Origin of the sequence: Streptomyces cavernae (assembly GCF_004023625.1) — a bacterium.
GTDB classification, from domain to species: Bacteria; Actinomycetota; Actinomycetes; order Streptomycetales; family Streptomycetaceae; genus Streptomyces; species Streptomyces cavernae.
The window spans coordinates 172,035-184,748 of sequence record NZ_RPDJ01000008.1 but is presented as its reverse complement, the minus strand read 5'-3'; the positions used below and the strand labels follow the sequence as shown (position 1 = coordinate 184,748).

Genomic DNA, 12,714 nt, shown 5'->3' with positions numbered 1-12,714 from the left:
TTGAACCGCCTCGCAGCCCGCCTTTGGAGCCGCCATGTTCTACCCGCTGACCGTCCGTGACTTTCTCGACCGCGCCGAGCAGGTCTACCCGGACCGCGTGGCCGTGGTCGACGAACCCGACCAGCCCGCCCCCGGCCTCGGAAGCCTCACCTACCGGGACATGGCCGCGCTCGCCCGGGCGCAGGCCGCCCGGCTGGACCGACTCGGGGTACCCGTGGGCGGCCGGGTCGCGATCGTCTCGCAGAACTCGGCGCGGCTGCTGACCTCGTTCTTCGGTGTCTCCGGGTGGGGCCGGGTGCTGGTGCCGGTCAACTTCCGGCTCACCCCGCCGGAGATCGACTACATCGTCCGGCACTCCGGCGCGTCGGTCGTGTACGCGGATCCCGCGTGCGCCGGCGTGCTGGACACCCTGCACGTCAAACACAAGTTCGTGCTCGGTGGCGGGACGGGGGACGAGGAGCTCTATCTGCACGACACCGCCCCCGAGCCGTGGACCGCACCGGACGAGGGCGCGACCGCGAGCATCAACTACACGTCCGGAACGACCGCCCGCCCCAAGGGAGTCCAGCTCACCCACCGCAATCTGTGGCTCAACGCGACGGTGTTCGGCCTGCACACCACGATCAGCGACCGTGACGTGTATCTGCACACCCTGCCGATGTTCCACGCCAACGGCTGGGGCATGCCGTTCGGCGTGACGGGCGTGGGCGGCCGGCACATCGTGCTGCGGCAGATCGACGGCGCCGAGATCCTGCGCCGGGTGCGCGATCACGGCGTGACGCTGATGTGTGCCGCGCCCGCCGTGCTGAACGCCGTCCTCGACGCGGCGGCCGACTGGGACGGCGGGATCCCGGGGCGCGACCGGGTGCGGATCGTCTGCGCGGGCGCTCCCCCGCCCACCCGCACCATCGAGCGTGTGATGGGCGAACTGGGCTGGGAGTTCATCCAGATCTACGGTCTCACCGAGACCTCCCCGCTGGTCACGGTGAACCGGTCCCGTGCCGAGTGGGACGACCTGAGCGGGAGCGAGCGCGCGCGCAAGCTCGGCCGCGCGGGCGTGCCCGCCCTGGGGGTCCGGGTGACGACCGACGCGGAGGGCGAGGTGCTCACCGCCTCCAACCACAACCTGGACGGCTACTGGGAGCAACCGGAGGAGACCGCCGAGGCACAGGAGGGCGGCTGGTTCCACACCGGCGACGGCGGACACGTCGACGACGAGGGCTACCTGGTCATCTCCGACCGCAAGAAGGACGTCATCATCTCCGGCGGCGAGAACGTCTCCTCCATCGAGGTGGAGGACGTCATCACCTCGCACCCCGCGGTGCGCGAGGTGGCGGTCATCGGCATCCCGGACGAGAAGTGGGGGGAGCTGGTGACCGCTCTTGTCGTGGCGGACGCGTCAGGGCTCACCGCCGAGGAGCTGACCGCGCACTGCCGTTCGCGGCTCGCGGGCTTCAAGTGCCCGAAGCGGGTCGACTTCGTCGAGTCGCTACCGCGCACGGCGACGGGGAAGCTGCAGAAGTTCAAGTTGCGGGAGCCGTTCTGGAACGGGTGAGCGAAGGGTGGGGCCGTCCCCGGTCGGACGGCCCCACCCCTTGCCTCACCGCGGTGACCGAACCAGTTCATCGCCGGCAGGGCCCGGTTGTCGTACCACTGACCGCTGTATGCGGTCCCGCGCTACCGCGGGACCCGGGCCGACTGCCGCGCGCCGAGGTTCGGCCCGCCTGGTGCGCCGGCAGGCAACGTTTGCCCGTCAAGGAGCGGCCTCACGGGGGTCCCCCCTCCTCATGGGGGTCCCCCCCCGCTCGAGCGCAGCCGAGAATGGGGGGAGAAGTCGAGAGCTTGGGGGAGCGTGCTCTGGGGGTACCCCCTGCTCGAAGAGCTTGGGGGAGTGCCGGGCGTCGCGACGGGGCGAACGTTGCCTGTCGGGGCACTAGGAAGGATCCTGCAGCAGGCCCACGACGTTGCCGTCCGCGTCCCTGACGGTGGCGATCAGCCGGCCGCCCCCGACGTCCCGCACGTCCTGCACGGTCTCCGCGCCGGCGGCGTGCAGTGCGGAGAGCCTCTCCCCGATGTCGTCGACGTGCCAGTAGGCGACGGGGCCGGTCATCCCCTTGTCGTGTCCGTTGGGGTCGAGGCCGACGTCCTGGCCCGCGGCCTTGAAGCCCACGTAGTAGGGCTGGTCCACCTCGGGTGCCACGCCCAGCAGGGCGGTGAACACCTCCTTCGCGCGGTCGACGTCCTTCACCGGGAAGATGATCGTCTTGCAGCCTGCGGTCATGGCGTACTCCTCGAAGCGCCGACAAGGCCGGCGGCTCTCCGCCGGCTCCTCCCACGCTAGGGCGGGGCATGGGCCTGCGGCTTCTTCGATCCTGACCGTTTCGGCCCGGGGCGCATCCGCCGGGGCCGCCGGAGCGGAAGCACCGGGTGTCGTACGTCATCGCGTCCGGGAGCCTCGTCATGCGTGCAGCGGTCGTCCTGTTCACCTCCGACCTGCGTCTGCACGACCATCCGCCGCTGCGGGCGGCGCTGGCCTGCGCGGACGCGGTGGTGCCGCTGTTCGTGCGGGACTGCGGGATGCCCGAGGCGGCGCCCAACCGGAGGGCGTTCCTCGCCGACTGCCTCGGGGATCTCGACGCGGGGCTGCGGGGGCGCGGCGGCCGGCTGGTCGTGCGCTCCGGTGACGTCGTCGAGCAGGTCGGCAAGGTGGTGGCGGAGACGGGCGCCGCGGAGCTGCACGTGGCGGGCGGGGTGAGCGGCTACGCCCGGCGGCGCGAGGAGCGGCTGCGCGCCGCGCTGGAGTCCGTGGGATGCCGGCTGCACGTCCACGACTCGGTGATCAACGCCCTCGCACCCGGCGCGGTCGCCCCGGCGTCCTCGGACCACTTCGCCGTCTTCACTCCGTACCACCGCCGCTGGTCGGGCCTGCCGTTGCGGGAGGTTCTGGAAGCGCCACGGAGGGTGCCGGTCCCGGACGGTGTGGGTTCCGAGCCGCTGCCGTCCCGCACGGATGTGCCGGGGGTCTCGCCGGGGCTGGCCGAGGGCGGTGAGGGCGCGGCGCGGAAGCGGCTCGCGGCCTGGCTGCGCGACGGGCTCGGCGGATACGAGGACGGGCGCGACGACCTGTCGGCCGACGCCACCTCCCGGCTCTCCCCGCACCTGCACTTCGGCACGCTCTCCCCCGTCGAACTCGCGCACCGGGTGCGCGACGCGGGCGGACCGGGCGCCGGTGCGTTCGTACGGCAGCTCGTCTGGCGGGACTTCCACCACCAGGTGCTGGCCGCCCGGCCCGACGCGGCCAGGGCGGACTACCGCACCAAGCACGACCGCTGGCGGCAGCCGGATCAGGCGCGCGAGGAGATCGACGCGTGGCGGGAGGGCCGCACCGGCGTGCCGGTGATCGACGCGGCGATGCGGCAGCTGCGGCAGGAGGGCTGGATGCACAACCGCGGACGCCTGCTGGCGGCGAGTTTCCTCACCAAGACGCTGTACGTCGACTGGCGTCTGGGCGCCCGGCACTTCATGGATCTGCTGGTGGACGGCGATGTCGCCAACAACCAGCTCAACTGGCAGTGGGTGGCCGGAACGGGCACGGACACCCGGCCCAACCGGGTGCTCAGCCCCGTGCGTCAGGCCAGGCGCTACGACCCGGACGGCGCCTACGTGCGGCGCTGGGTGCCCGAACTCGCCGGCATCGACGGGCCCGCCGTGCACGAACCGTGGAAGCTCGCCGGCTCGGCACGTGGCGGTGCGGCGCGGTACCCGGAGCCGGTCGTCGATCTCACCGAAGGCCTGGCCCGCTTCAAACGGGCGAGGGGACTCGGCCGGGAGCGCCCGGAAGCGTAGGAGCGAGCGTCAGGACCCGTGCCCTGTACATGGTGAGGTGCACGGTCAAGAGCCACGCCCGGCGCGGACTGTTCCGCCTGCGCGACGGCCTCCGGGAGTGCCGGACCGGGGGCTTCGGCCGGGCACGTCCGAGTACAGCCACCGGCGGAACAGCCGGCTGAGCCACGGCATGATCGCGTAGGTCAGTACGGGCGCGACGAGGAGCGGGAACAGGGCCGCGCGCAGCCATACCGGAAGCGGCTGCGCGTAGGGCACGAGGAGCACATTGATGAGCAGCGCCACCGGGTAGGCGCCGAGTGCGGTCACCAGCGTCATCTTCCACCGTGGCGGGGCCTTGACCTGGGTCCCCGGCAGCTGGAACCAGGTCTCCATCCCTGTGGTCTGCTGCCGGTGCTCGGTGATCTCCGTGGCGATCCCGTCGGCCCGCTCGATCCACTCAATCCGTTCGGGGTGTTCCAGCCACTCCTGCATCCGTTCCGGGCTCTCGAAGCGCAGCACGCCGTGGTACACCCCGCCGCGGCCCTGCGGGCGCAGCCAGGTCACGCCCTGGTGCCCGGGGAAGTCCGCGGCGAGGTCCACCCCGCTCTGCGCCCAGCGCTGGAAGTCCTCTTCCCTGCCCGGCTCGACCTGCCAGGTGAACACCGTGGTCACCCCTTGGTCGAGAGCGACCGCCCCCGCCCCGTCGCGCCGCCCGCGCTGCTGGTCGTGACTCATGAGGAACTCCGTACTACGGGACTCGGGTCCCTACTACGGGACTCGGGTTCCTACGGGTTTCCCGTCCACCGCACCGCTAACGATCCCGGGCGCCGACGAGGGGCCCGCTCACCCCCGCGACTCGGCCACCTGCCGCTCCCTGGACACCATGATCGCCCGAGTGACCAGGAACGTGACCGGCACGGCCGCCGCCGAGGCCGGCAGCGGAGCGACCCGGCCGCCGATGTGGAGCCACCTCGGAATGCCACCAGTTGTCGGAGCACCTCGGAATGCCACCAGTTTGTCTCCGCCCGCCCCGGCCGCCCTAGGCCGGAGCGGGCTTCGCACTTCTCCCAGGTCGGCGTGGGTCGGCGTCAGCCCGCCGGTTCGAACCAGGCGGGCGCGTCGGACAGGGCCTGCTTGATCCGGAACAGCCCGAACTCGTGCAGTTCGGGCAGCGCGTCGACCTCGAACCAACCCACTTCGAGGGACTCGTCGTCGTTGACCCGGGCCTCACCGCCGACGGCCCGGCAGCGGAAGGTGATGTCCATGTACTGGCACACGTCGCCGTTCTCGTACGTCACCGGCGCCAGCGCCTGCACGAGCACGACGCGTTCGGCGACGCACCGTACGGCGGTCTCCTCGTACACCTCCCGTACGGCGCAGACCGCGGGCTGCTCCCCAGGCTCCGGGATGCCGCCGATCACGGACCACCTGCCGGTGTCGGACCGGCGCCCGAGGAGCACTCTGCCCTCGTCGTCGAAGACGATGGCGGTGACTCCGGGGAGCCAGAGCAACTGGTGGCCCGCGGTGGCCCGGATCGTACGGATGAAGTCAGGAGTAGCCATGCGCCGACCCTAACGGCCCTCACCTGTCCGCCCGGCGGAAGCGGGCGGAGATCACCCGAACCGGGCCGCGTCACCGCTCGGAGTCGGCCAGGCGAGCGGTGAGTCGGCGGTCGGGTCAGCGGTGAGTCGGCGGTGAGTCAGGCGGACTCGCCGGCCGTGCGCCGCGTCCGTACGGCCGATGACACCGCCCAGCCGAGGCCGGCGGCCGCGAGCAGCACCAACGCCGCCTCGGGCAGGGTGCCCATACGGGTTGCGGGGGTCTGCGAGGAGCGCAGGGGCACCTTCTGGACGAGGGAGTCCGCGACGAACATGCCGGTCCGCTGGGTGATCCTGCCGTCCGGCATGATCATGGCGCTGACCCCGCTGGTCACCGGGACGGTGACCGTGCGGCTGTGTTCGACGGCGCGGATGCGGGACATGGCGAGCTGCTGGTAGGTCATCTCGCTGCGGTCGAAGGTCGCGTTGTTGCTGGGCACGGAGATCATCTGGGCGCCGCCGGTGACGGTGTCCCGCACGGCCCAGTCGAAGGCGGCCTCGTAGCAGGTGGCGAGGCCGACCTTGGCGCCGTCCATGCTGAACACACCCGGCTTGGTGCCCCGGGTGAAGTCCTGGCGCGCCATCTCCGTCCAGGCCGGGTTGATGGCCCCGATCATCGAGCGCAGCGGGAGGAACTCGCCGAACGGCTGGATCTGGCGCTTGTCGTAGGTCTGGCCGGGGCCGCTCTCGGGATCCCACAGGATCTGCTCGTTGTAGAGCTTGCCGTCCTTCCCCACGACACCGCCCACCGAGATCGGCGCGCCGATCGCGCGGGCCGCGCGGTTGATCACGGCGCGGGCGTCGGGATTGGTGAAGGGGTCGATGTCGGAGGAGTTCTCCGGCCACAGCACGAAGTCGGGCTTCGCCACCTTGCCGGCCCTGACCTCGGCCGCCAGCCGCTCGGTCTCCCGCGCGTGGTAGTCGAGGACGGCCCGGCGCTGTGCGTTGAAGTCCAGACCCGCCCGGGGCACATTGCCCTGGATCGCCGCCACGGTCGCGTAGCCGTCCTCGGCCTTGTCGCTGACCAGGGGCGTCGCGGCGAACGCCCCGACGACGGGCACGGTCACCGTGAGCACGGCCGCCGCCGCGGCGCCGCGTCGTACGGCCTGGGAGCGGCGCAGCTCGATGCCGAGGCGCCCCACCTCGCAGAGCCCGAAACCGCACAGCACCACCGCGAACCCGAGGACCGGGGTGCCGCCCAGCGCGGCGAGCGGCAGGAAGATCCCGTCCGCCTGCCCGAACGCGATCTTGCCCCAGGGGAAGCCGCCGAACGGGGCACGCGCGCGTGCGGCCTCGCCCGCGGTCCACAGGGCGGCGGCCCACAGGGGCCAGGCGGGCAGCCGGGACACCGCGGCGACGCCCGCGCCGACCAGTGCCACGAAGACCGCCTCGATCACCACGAGCGCCAGCCAGGGCACCGGTCCGACCTCGACACCGGTCCAGACGAGCAGCGGAAGCAGGAAGCCCAGGCCGAAGAGGTAGCCGAGACCCAGGCCCGCCTTCCAGCTCCGCCCCCGCAGGGTCCAGCCGAAGACCGCGAAGGCGGGCAGGGCCAGCCACCACAGGGTGCGTGGCGGAAAACTCACGTACAGCAGTACGCCCGCGGAGGCGGCGGTGGCGGCCGGAACAAGTCTGCGGACCCGCTGTATCCAGCGGGAATCTGTCTTCGACTGGGGTTCGAGCCGCTCCGGCTCGTCCACGGTGGTTGCGGTGACGGTCACCCACGGAGTGTACGGCGGGTGTCCTCGGGGCCGACAGTTCGGCCCCGGGCCACGGCCCGTCCGGCGTTCTCCCGCCGCCGGGCCGGCACCCGCCCCCACCGCATGGTTCCTGCGCAACTCATCCACAAACCGGCGCATCAGACGTTACGGTGTGCCCCAGCCGCTGCCGTGCGGCCGGATCCGGCCAGGGTGGTCCGGGTCCGTCACGGGTCGGGGGGCGACGGGTGGGGTCCACGGGGATGGCTTCTGCGGCCGGTCCGGCCGAGGAGTCGGAGAGACGCAATGTGTCGGACGCGACGGGCGCGATCGTGCTCGGGGCCTGCGCGGTCTGGGCGCTGATCGTCGCCGGGGCACGCGGCGGACGACCGGAGGGGCTGCTCCTCGCGGTGCTGGCGGTGGGCGCGGGTTATGCGTCGGGGCGGATATCGGGGGCACTGCTGCCGGTCGCCGCTCCTTTCGTCGGGGCTCTGGCCGGGGTCGGTCTCGCGGCGGCCGCACCGCACACCACGCCGGTTCCCGAGTTCGGCTGGCCACTGGGCCAGACCGGTGCCACCGCCGCGCTGCTGGCGATATCGGCGGGGGCGGCCTGCTGTGCGGCCTGGAGCGCGAACGCGCCCGCGCTGCGGTTCGCGCTGCGTCTGCTGGCCGCCGGGATCGCGGCGGCCGCGCTGCTGCTCGGTTCGACCGCCGGTTTCGCGGCCTGCACCGTGATCCTGCTGTGCTCGCTCGCCGCGGCCCGGATGCACCGGCGTGGCCTCGGCCTGACCGGGCTGGCGCTCGCCACCGCCGTGGTGACGGGTGTGCCGTGGGCGCTCGCCGCGAACGTCCTGCCGGACGGCCTGTCGGACTCCCTCGAGGCCCAGCTGGGGCCCGAGCAGGTGCCGCTGTGGCAGGACGCGCTGCGGCTGGTCCGGGACGATCCGGCGCTGGGGGTGGGGCCGGGGCGGTTCGAGGAGCTCAGCCCCACCGTGGCGCAGTCACTGTTCCCGGACACGGACGGCAAACCGCACTCCGCGCCCCTCCAGCAGGCGGCGGAACAGGGTGTCGTGGGGGTGGTGCTGCTCGCGGCGGTGTTCTGCTGGCTGCTCTACACGCTGTGGCGCACCCCGCGTCCGACTCCGGTCGCTCTCAGCGCGGGCGCGGCCCTGGCTGCGCTGGCGGCGATCGCCTCCGTCGGCAACGCGCTCAGCTTCACCGCGGTGACGGCGGGTGCGGGGCTGCTCGCCGGGATCGCCACATCGCGGCCCCTGGCGGTAGAGGGAACGCAGGGTGCCGCGGCGGCGGAGGGCTCGTTGCCGGAGGGGCCCGTACCGAAGGGGCCGGCGCCTTGAGGCTGTGATCAGTGCGCGGCGTTGGGGGCGCCCGGGCGCAGCCGGTCGCGGATGACGCGCACCGCGGCCTCCGCGTCGTCCACCGTGATCGTGAAGGTGTGCCCGTCCCACAGCTGCAGCACCAGGGCCTCACCGCGCCGTACGACGACGGCGGTGCCCTTGCCCGGCCGCCAGCGGTATCCCCAGCCGCCCCACTGGTGCGGGGTGACGGTGGGCGCGAAGTCTGCGCCCACCACGTGGGAGAGGGGGATGCGGCGGCGCGGCAGACCCATGTGGCCGCAGCGGATCTCCAGGCACTCCTTGTCGACCTTCACCGCTACGTGCACGAACGCGAGCGTTCCGAACATCACCAGGAGCCCGGCGGCGATGCACCCGACGACGGCCATGACGAGCGGTGCCCCGCCCGAGGGCCAGCTGGGGTCGACCGCCAGTTCGATGCCGAGGGCGAGGCAGGCGACGCCCACCAGGGCCAGCAGCCACTGCAGGCGGTTGGTCGCGCGACCTGTCCAGATGTCGGGATGCGGGGCGTCCGATGTGTCGTCGTCGCCGTAGGGGTGGTCCCTCATGCCATCGAGAGTACTCAGGTTCCCGAAAGCGGGCACGCAGTCGCGGAGCGCTACTGCTCCGTACGGCCCTTGGGAACGCGGGGCCGAAGAACTCCGGCCAAGGGCCCGACGCACGGACGTGTCATCCGATGCCCCCCGGGGGGCCGGGGGGTCCGACGGACCGTCAGCGCGCGGGGCTGACGGCCCGCAGCAGCCGGCCTTCCTCATACCTGAGCGCCACGGTCGGAAGCTGCTCCTCGCGTCCGCTGAGGATCACGGTGAGCGTGCCCCCGGCGGGCGCGTCCGGAGCGGGCTGCTCGCCGATCCGGCGCAGCGCCTGGGCGGCCACCGCACCGGCCGAGCCGTGCAGGACGAGCGGGGGCAGGCCGGGCTGCTGCACGGCCGTTCGGATGCGCTCGGCGACGAGCTCGTAATGGGTGCAGCCCAGCACGACGGCCCGTACGTCCGGCGCGGTGAGTTCGGCCGCGGCGGCGACGGCGAGGGTGATGGCCGCCTCGTCGGCGTACTGGACGGCCTCGGCGAGTCCGGGACACGGCACCTCGGTGACCGCCACACCGTCGGCGAAGTCGCGGATGAGGCCGCGCTGGTAGGGGCTCCCGGTGGTGGCGGGGGTGGCCCAGATGGCGACGGGTCCGCCGCCCGCGGCGGCCGGCTTGATCGCCGGGACGGTTCCGATGACCGGCAGCTCCGGTTCGAAACGCTCGCGCAGGACGGGCAGGGCGTGCACCGTCGCGGTGTTGCAGGCGACGATGAGGGCGTCGGGACGGTGCGCGGCGGCGGCTTCGGCGACGACGAGGGAACGGGCCCTGATGTCCTCCGGGGTACGCGGTCCCCAGGGCATTCCGTCGGGGTCGGAGGAGAGGACGAGATCGGCGTCGGGACGCAGTCTCCGGACCGCGGTGGCGGCCGCCAGCAGTCCGATACCGGTGTCCATGAGCGCGATCTTCACCCGGGCACCATACCCGATCGGGTTCGGCGGACCGGCTCCGTGGGGCAGACTGCGGCAGGTGAACGCCGTTGCGTGGACCGCCGTCGGATCGCTGGCCGCCTGGCTGTGGCTGCTGATGGGTCAGGGCTTCTTCTGGCGTACGGATCTGCGGTTGCCACCGCGCCGGGAGCCGGAGGTGTGGCCGTCCGTCTGTGTCGTCGTACCGGCCCGGGACGAGGCCGCCGTGCTGCCCGCGAGTCTGCCGTCGCTGCTTGCGCAGGACTATCCGGGCCCGGCTGAGATCTTCCTTGTCGACGACGGCAGTTCGGACGGCACCGGGGAAGTGGCCCGTGCACTGGCCGAACGGCACGGCGGGCTGCCGCTGACCGTCACCTCCCCCGGGGAGCCGCCCGCGGGCTGGGCGGGCAAGCTCTGGGCGGTGCGCCGGGGAATGGACCTGGCACGCGCGCGTACTCCCGAATACCTGCTGCTGACGGACGCGGACATCGCGCACGGGCCGGACAGTCTGCGGGAGTTGGTGGCCGCCGCCCGCTCGGGGGGCTACGACCTGGTGTCGCAGATGGCGCGGCTGCGCGTGGAGACACTGTGGGAGCGGCTCGTCGTGCCGGCCTTCGTGTACTTCTTCGCGCAGTTGTACCCGTTCCGGTGGATCGCCGTGCGGGGCTCGCGCACGGCCGCCGCCGCGGGCGGTTGTGTGCTGCTGCGTACCGGGGCCGCCGAGCGGGCCGGGGTCCCGGACGTGATCCGGCACGCCGTCATCGACGACGTGGCACTGGCGAAGGCGGTCAAGCGGACCGGTGGCCACCTCTGGCTGGGGCTCGCCGACCGGGTCGACAGCATGCGGCCGTACCCGCGGCTGCACGACCTGTGGCGGATGGTCTCCCGCAGCGCGTACGCACAACTGCGGCACAACCCCCTGCTGTTGACGGGCACGGTGCTGGGCCTGGCCCTCGTCTATCTCGTGCCACCGGTGGCGCTCCTCGTCGGTGCGGTCGCGGGCAGCGCGGTCACGGCTGCGGCGGGAGGGCTCGCCTGGCTGGTGATGACGGCGACGTACGTGCCGATGCTGCGCTACTACCGCCAGCCCGTACGGTTCGCCCCGCTGTTGCCGTTCACCGCGCTCCTCTACCTCCTCATGACGGTCGACTCCGCGGTGCAGCACTACCGGGGGCGCGGTTCCGCGTGGAAGGGGCGTACGTACGCACGCCCCGGCGCACCGCCGGAAGCCGCGCCCGAGCAGCGCTGAAAGACGCCGGTCGGCTCCGGCGGGCTCCGGCCGAGGGCACCTCCGGACGGAGCAGAGGTCACCTTCGGCCCGGGTCACTTCCGGCCGGGTGTCCAGTTCATGCCCCACCCGTAGGCGTAGTCGACGGTGCGCTGCGGACTGACGCCTCGTTCGGGGACGAGATAGCGGGCCTCGCGCTGCACGATGAGGTCGTTGCCGGTGTTGGTGATGAGGGCCAGCGCGCACACGGTGGAGGGGACCGTGCACTCGTCGAGGGAGAACTCCACCGGTGCGCCGTGCAGCGGCTGGAGGGTCACCGTGGCGTGCAGGTCGGCGAAGGAGCGGGCGCCCTCGTAGATGGTCACGAAGATGAGGATGCGCCGGAAGGCCCACTGGTGGTCGAGGTTGATCGTGAGGTTCTCCCCGCTGTCCACGGCCCCGGTGCGGTCGTCACCGTCGAGATGGATGAACGGGGGCTGGTGCAGGGCACCGAAGGCGTTGCCGAGCGCCTGTACGACACCCTTCTGACCGTCGGAGAGTTCGAACAGCGCGCACAGGTCGAGGTCGAGGTCGGAGTGCATGGCGACGGCCCGGCCGCGCTTGCTGCCCCAGCCGGAGAACTGTTTGCGCACCTGCCAGTTGAGGTTGACGCGCATGGCTCCCGAGGTGCCGCCCTGCTTGGTCAGCGAGACCGAGGGGGCTTCCTTGGTGAGGGTGACTTTGGTGAGGCGCACGGGGGCCGCGGGCTGCGGCGGAGTGTGCGGCGGCGTCGGCGGGGAAACGGTGACGGGCGGGGAGACGGGGGGCGGAGCCGTCGCGGGGAGGGTGGGCGTCGGCGGAGGGGGTGCGCCGACGGGGGCGGAGGGCTGCGGGGACGGGGGCGCGGTCACCCCGCCGGCCGCGGACGGCGCCGTGTGCTGAGGTTCGTCGACCGTGATGCCGTAGTCCGTCGCCAGCCCCTCCAGGCCGCTGCCGTACCCCTGTCCGACGGCCCGGAATTTCCAGGCGCCCTGGCGGCGGTAGAACTCTCCGAGCACGAAAGCGGTTTCGACGGTGGCGTCCGTGCTGTCGAAACGCGCGATCTCCTGGGTTCCGTTCAGCACGCGGACGTGCAGACCGGGCACCTGCCCGAAGGAGCCGCCGTCGGCGGAGGCGGCCACCACCACCGTCTCGATGGCGGGCTCCACGCGCGGGAGGTCGATGAAGAGCGTGTCGGTCACCTGGCCGCCGGAGTTCCGCTTGCCCTCGTGCCGCACCGCCCCGGAGGAGTGCTCGGGCTGGTTGTAGAAGATGAAATCCCCGTCGCTCCGCACCTTTCCGGAGACCAGCAGGAGCGCCGAGGCATCGGCGTCGGGCACTCCCGGGCCGGAACGCCACCCCAATTCGACGCGAAGTCCGGCTGTCGGCACCTGAACATTCGAACCTTTAGACATTGTCATGTCCGCCCCCTGGGGTGTCTCCGACCGACGTGTCGCGGCAGTCCGCTCAGTGGTTCTCCG

The 12,714-nt window shown here is 72.5% G+C and carries 11 protein-coding genes; 4 read left to right on the top strand and 7 right to left on the bottom strand.

The window, feature by feature from the left end; genetic code table 11:
• Nucleotides 1-34 precede the first annotated feature (34 nt).
• The gene (locus tag EF387_RS20990; RefSeq protein ID WP_128378136.1) at nt 35-1,555 is read left to right on the top strand and encodes an AMP-binding protein; all 1,521 of its coding nucleotides are present in this window, start codon (nt 35-37) and stop codon (nt 1,553-1,555) included.
• A gap of 378 nt (nt 1,556-1,933) precedes the next feature.
• Here the strand turns inward: EF387_RS20990 and EF387_RS20985 are convergent, their stop codons facing one another.
• Nucleotides 1,934-2,281, bottom strand: coding sequence for a VOC family protein (locus EF387_RS20985; protein ID WP_128378135.1), 348 nt, complete (start codon nt 2,279-2,281; stop codon nt 1,934-1,936).
• 179 nt (nt 2,282-2,460) lie between these two features.
• Between EF387_RS20985 and EF387_RS20980 the strand changes: the two genes are divergently transcribed.
• Nucleotides 2,461-3,846, top strand: a complete 1,386-nt coding sequence (locus EF387_RS20980; protein WP_128378134.1) for a cryptochrome/photolyase family protein — start codon at nt 2,461-2,463, stop codon at nt 3,844-3,846.
• 45 nt (nt 3,847-3,891) lie between these two features.
• Here the strand turns inward: EF387_RS20980 and EF387_RS20975 are convergent, their stop codons facing one another.
• From EF387_RS20975 to lnt, 3 genes are all read right to left on the bottom strand, one after another.
• Nucleotides 3,892-4,560, bottom strand: a complete 669-nt coding sequence (locus EF387_RS20975; protein ID WP_128378133.1) for an antibiotic biosynthesis monooxygenase — start codon at nt 4,558-4,560, stop codon at nt 3,892-3,894.
• 353 nt (nt 4,561-4,913) lie between these two features.
• Nucleotides 4,914-5,387: an NUDIX hydrolase gene (locus tag EF387_RS20970; RefSeq protein WP_128378132.1), complete on the bottom strand. Its 474-nt coding sequence runs from the start codon at nt 5,385-5,387 to the stop codon at nt 4,914-4,916.
• A gap of 137 nt (nt 5,388-5,524) precedes the next feature.
• Nucleotides 5,525-7,144, bottom strand: coding sequence for an apolipoprotein N-acyltransferase (gene lnt / locus EF387_RS20965; protein ID WP_128378131.1), 1,620 nt, complete (start codon nt 7,142-7,144; stop codon nt 5,525-5,527).
• A 239-nt stretch (nt 7,145-7,383) separates the two neighbouring features.
• On the opposite strand from lnt, the gene EF387_RS20960 reads away from it, so the two are divergent.
• A complete protein-coding gene (locus EF387_RS20960) occupies nt 7,384-8,475 on the top strand; it encodes an O-antigen ligase family protein (RefSeq protein ID WP_128378130.1) in 1,092 nt (363 codons plus the stop codon).
• An 8-nt stretch (nt 8,476-8,483) separates the two neighbouring features.
• On the opposite strand, the gene EF387_RS20955 is transcribed toward EF387_RS20960, so the two are convergent.
• Both EF387_RS20955 and EF387_RS20950 read right to left on the bottom strand, forming a co-directional pair.
• Nucleotides 8,484-9,041, bottom strand: coding sequence for a hypothetical protein (locus EF387_RS20955; RefSeq protein WP_128378129.1), 558 nt, complete (start codon nt 9,039-9,041; stop codon nt 8,484-8,486).
• Nucleotides 9,042-9,204: 163 nt separating this feature from the next.
• A complete protein-coding gene (locus EF387_RS20950) occupies nt 9,205-9,990 on the bottom strand; it encodes a glutamate racemase (protein ID WP_128378128.1) in 786 nt (261 codons plus the stop codon).
• A gap of 115 nt (nt 9,991-10,105) precedes the next feature.
• Here EF387_RS20950 and EF387_RS20945 point away from each other — a divergent pair, with 115 nt between their 5' ends.
• Nucleotides 10,106-11,236 (top strand): glycosyltransferase, encoded by a 1,131-nt coding sequence (locus EF387_RS20945; protein WP_420802606.1) that lies wholly within the window; start codon nt 10,106-10,108, stop codon nt 11,234-11,236.
• 74 nt (nt 11,237-11,310) lie between these two features.
• On the opposite strand, the gene EF387_RS20940 is transcribed toward EF387_RS20945, so the two are convergent.
• Nucleotides 11,311-12,648 (bottom strand): TerD family protein, encoded by a 1,338-nt coding sequence (locus tag EF387_RS20940; protein WP_128378288.1) that lies wholly within the window; start codon nt 12,646-12,648, stop codon nt 11,311-11,313.
• Between the last annotated feature and the right edge of the window lie 66 nt (nt 12,649-12,714).

Bases quoted from the DNA above. Each gene is read 5' to 3' on its own strand.
- EF387_RS20975 (WP_128378133.1), bottom strand. From the start codon at position 4,560: ATGAGTCACGACCAGCAGCGCGGGCGGCGCGACGGGGCGGGGGCGGTC.
- EF387_RS20970 (WP_128378132.1), bottom strand. From the start codon at position 5,387: ATGGCTACTCCTGACTTCATCCGTACGATCCGGGCCACCGCGGGCCAC.
- EF387_RS20945 (WP_420802606.1), top strand. From the start codon at position 10,106: ATGGGTCAGGGCTTCTTCTGGCGTACGGATCTGCGGTTGCCACCGCGC.
- EF387_RS20940 (WP_128378288.1), bottom strand. From the start codon at position 12,648: ATGTCTAAAGGTTCGAATGTTCAGGTGCCGACAGCCGGACTTCGCGTC.
- EF387_RS20980 (WP_128378134.1), top strand. From the start codon at position 2,461: ATGCGTGCAGCGGTCGTCCTGTTCACCTCCGACCTGCGTCTGCACGAC.
- EF387_RS20955 (WP_128378129.1), bottom strand. From the start codon at position 9,041: ATGAGGGACCACCCCTACGGCGACGACGACACATCGGACGCCCCGCAT.
- EF387_RS20985 (WP_128378135.1), bottom strand. From the start codon at position 2,281: ATGACCGCAGGCTGCAAGACGATCATCTTCCCGGTGAAGGACGTCGAC.
- EF387_RS20990 (WP_128378136.1), top strand. From the start codon at position 35: ATGTTCTACCCGCTGACCGTCCGTGACTTTCTCGACCGCGCCGAGCAG.
- EF387_RS20960 (WP_128378130.1), top strand. From the start codon at position 7,384: ATGGCTTCTGCGGCCGGTCCGGCCGAGGAGTCGGAGAGACGCAATGTG.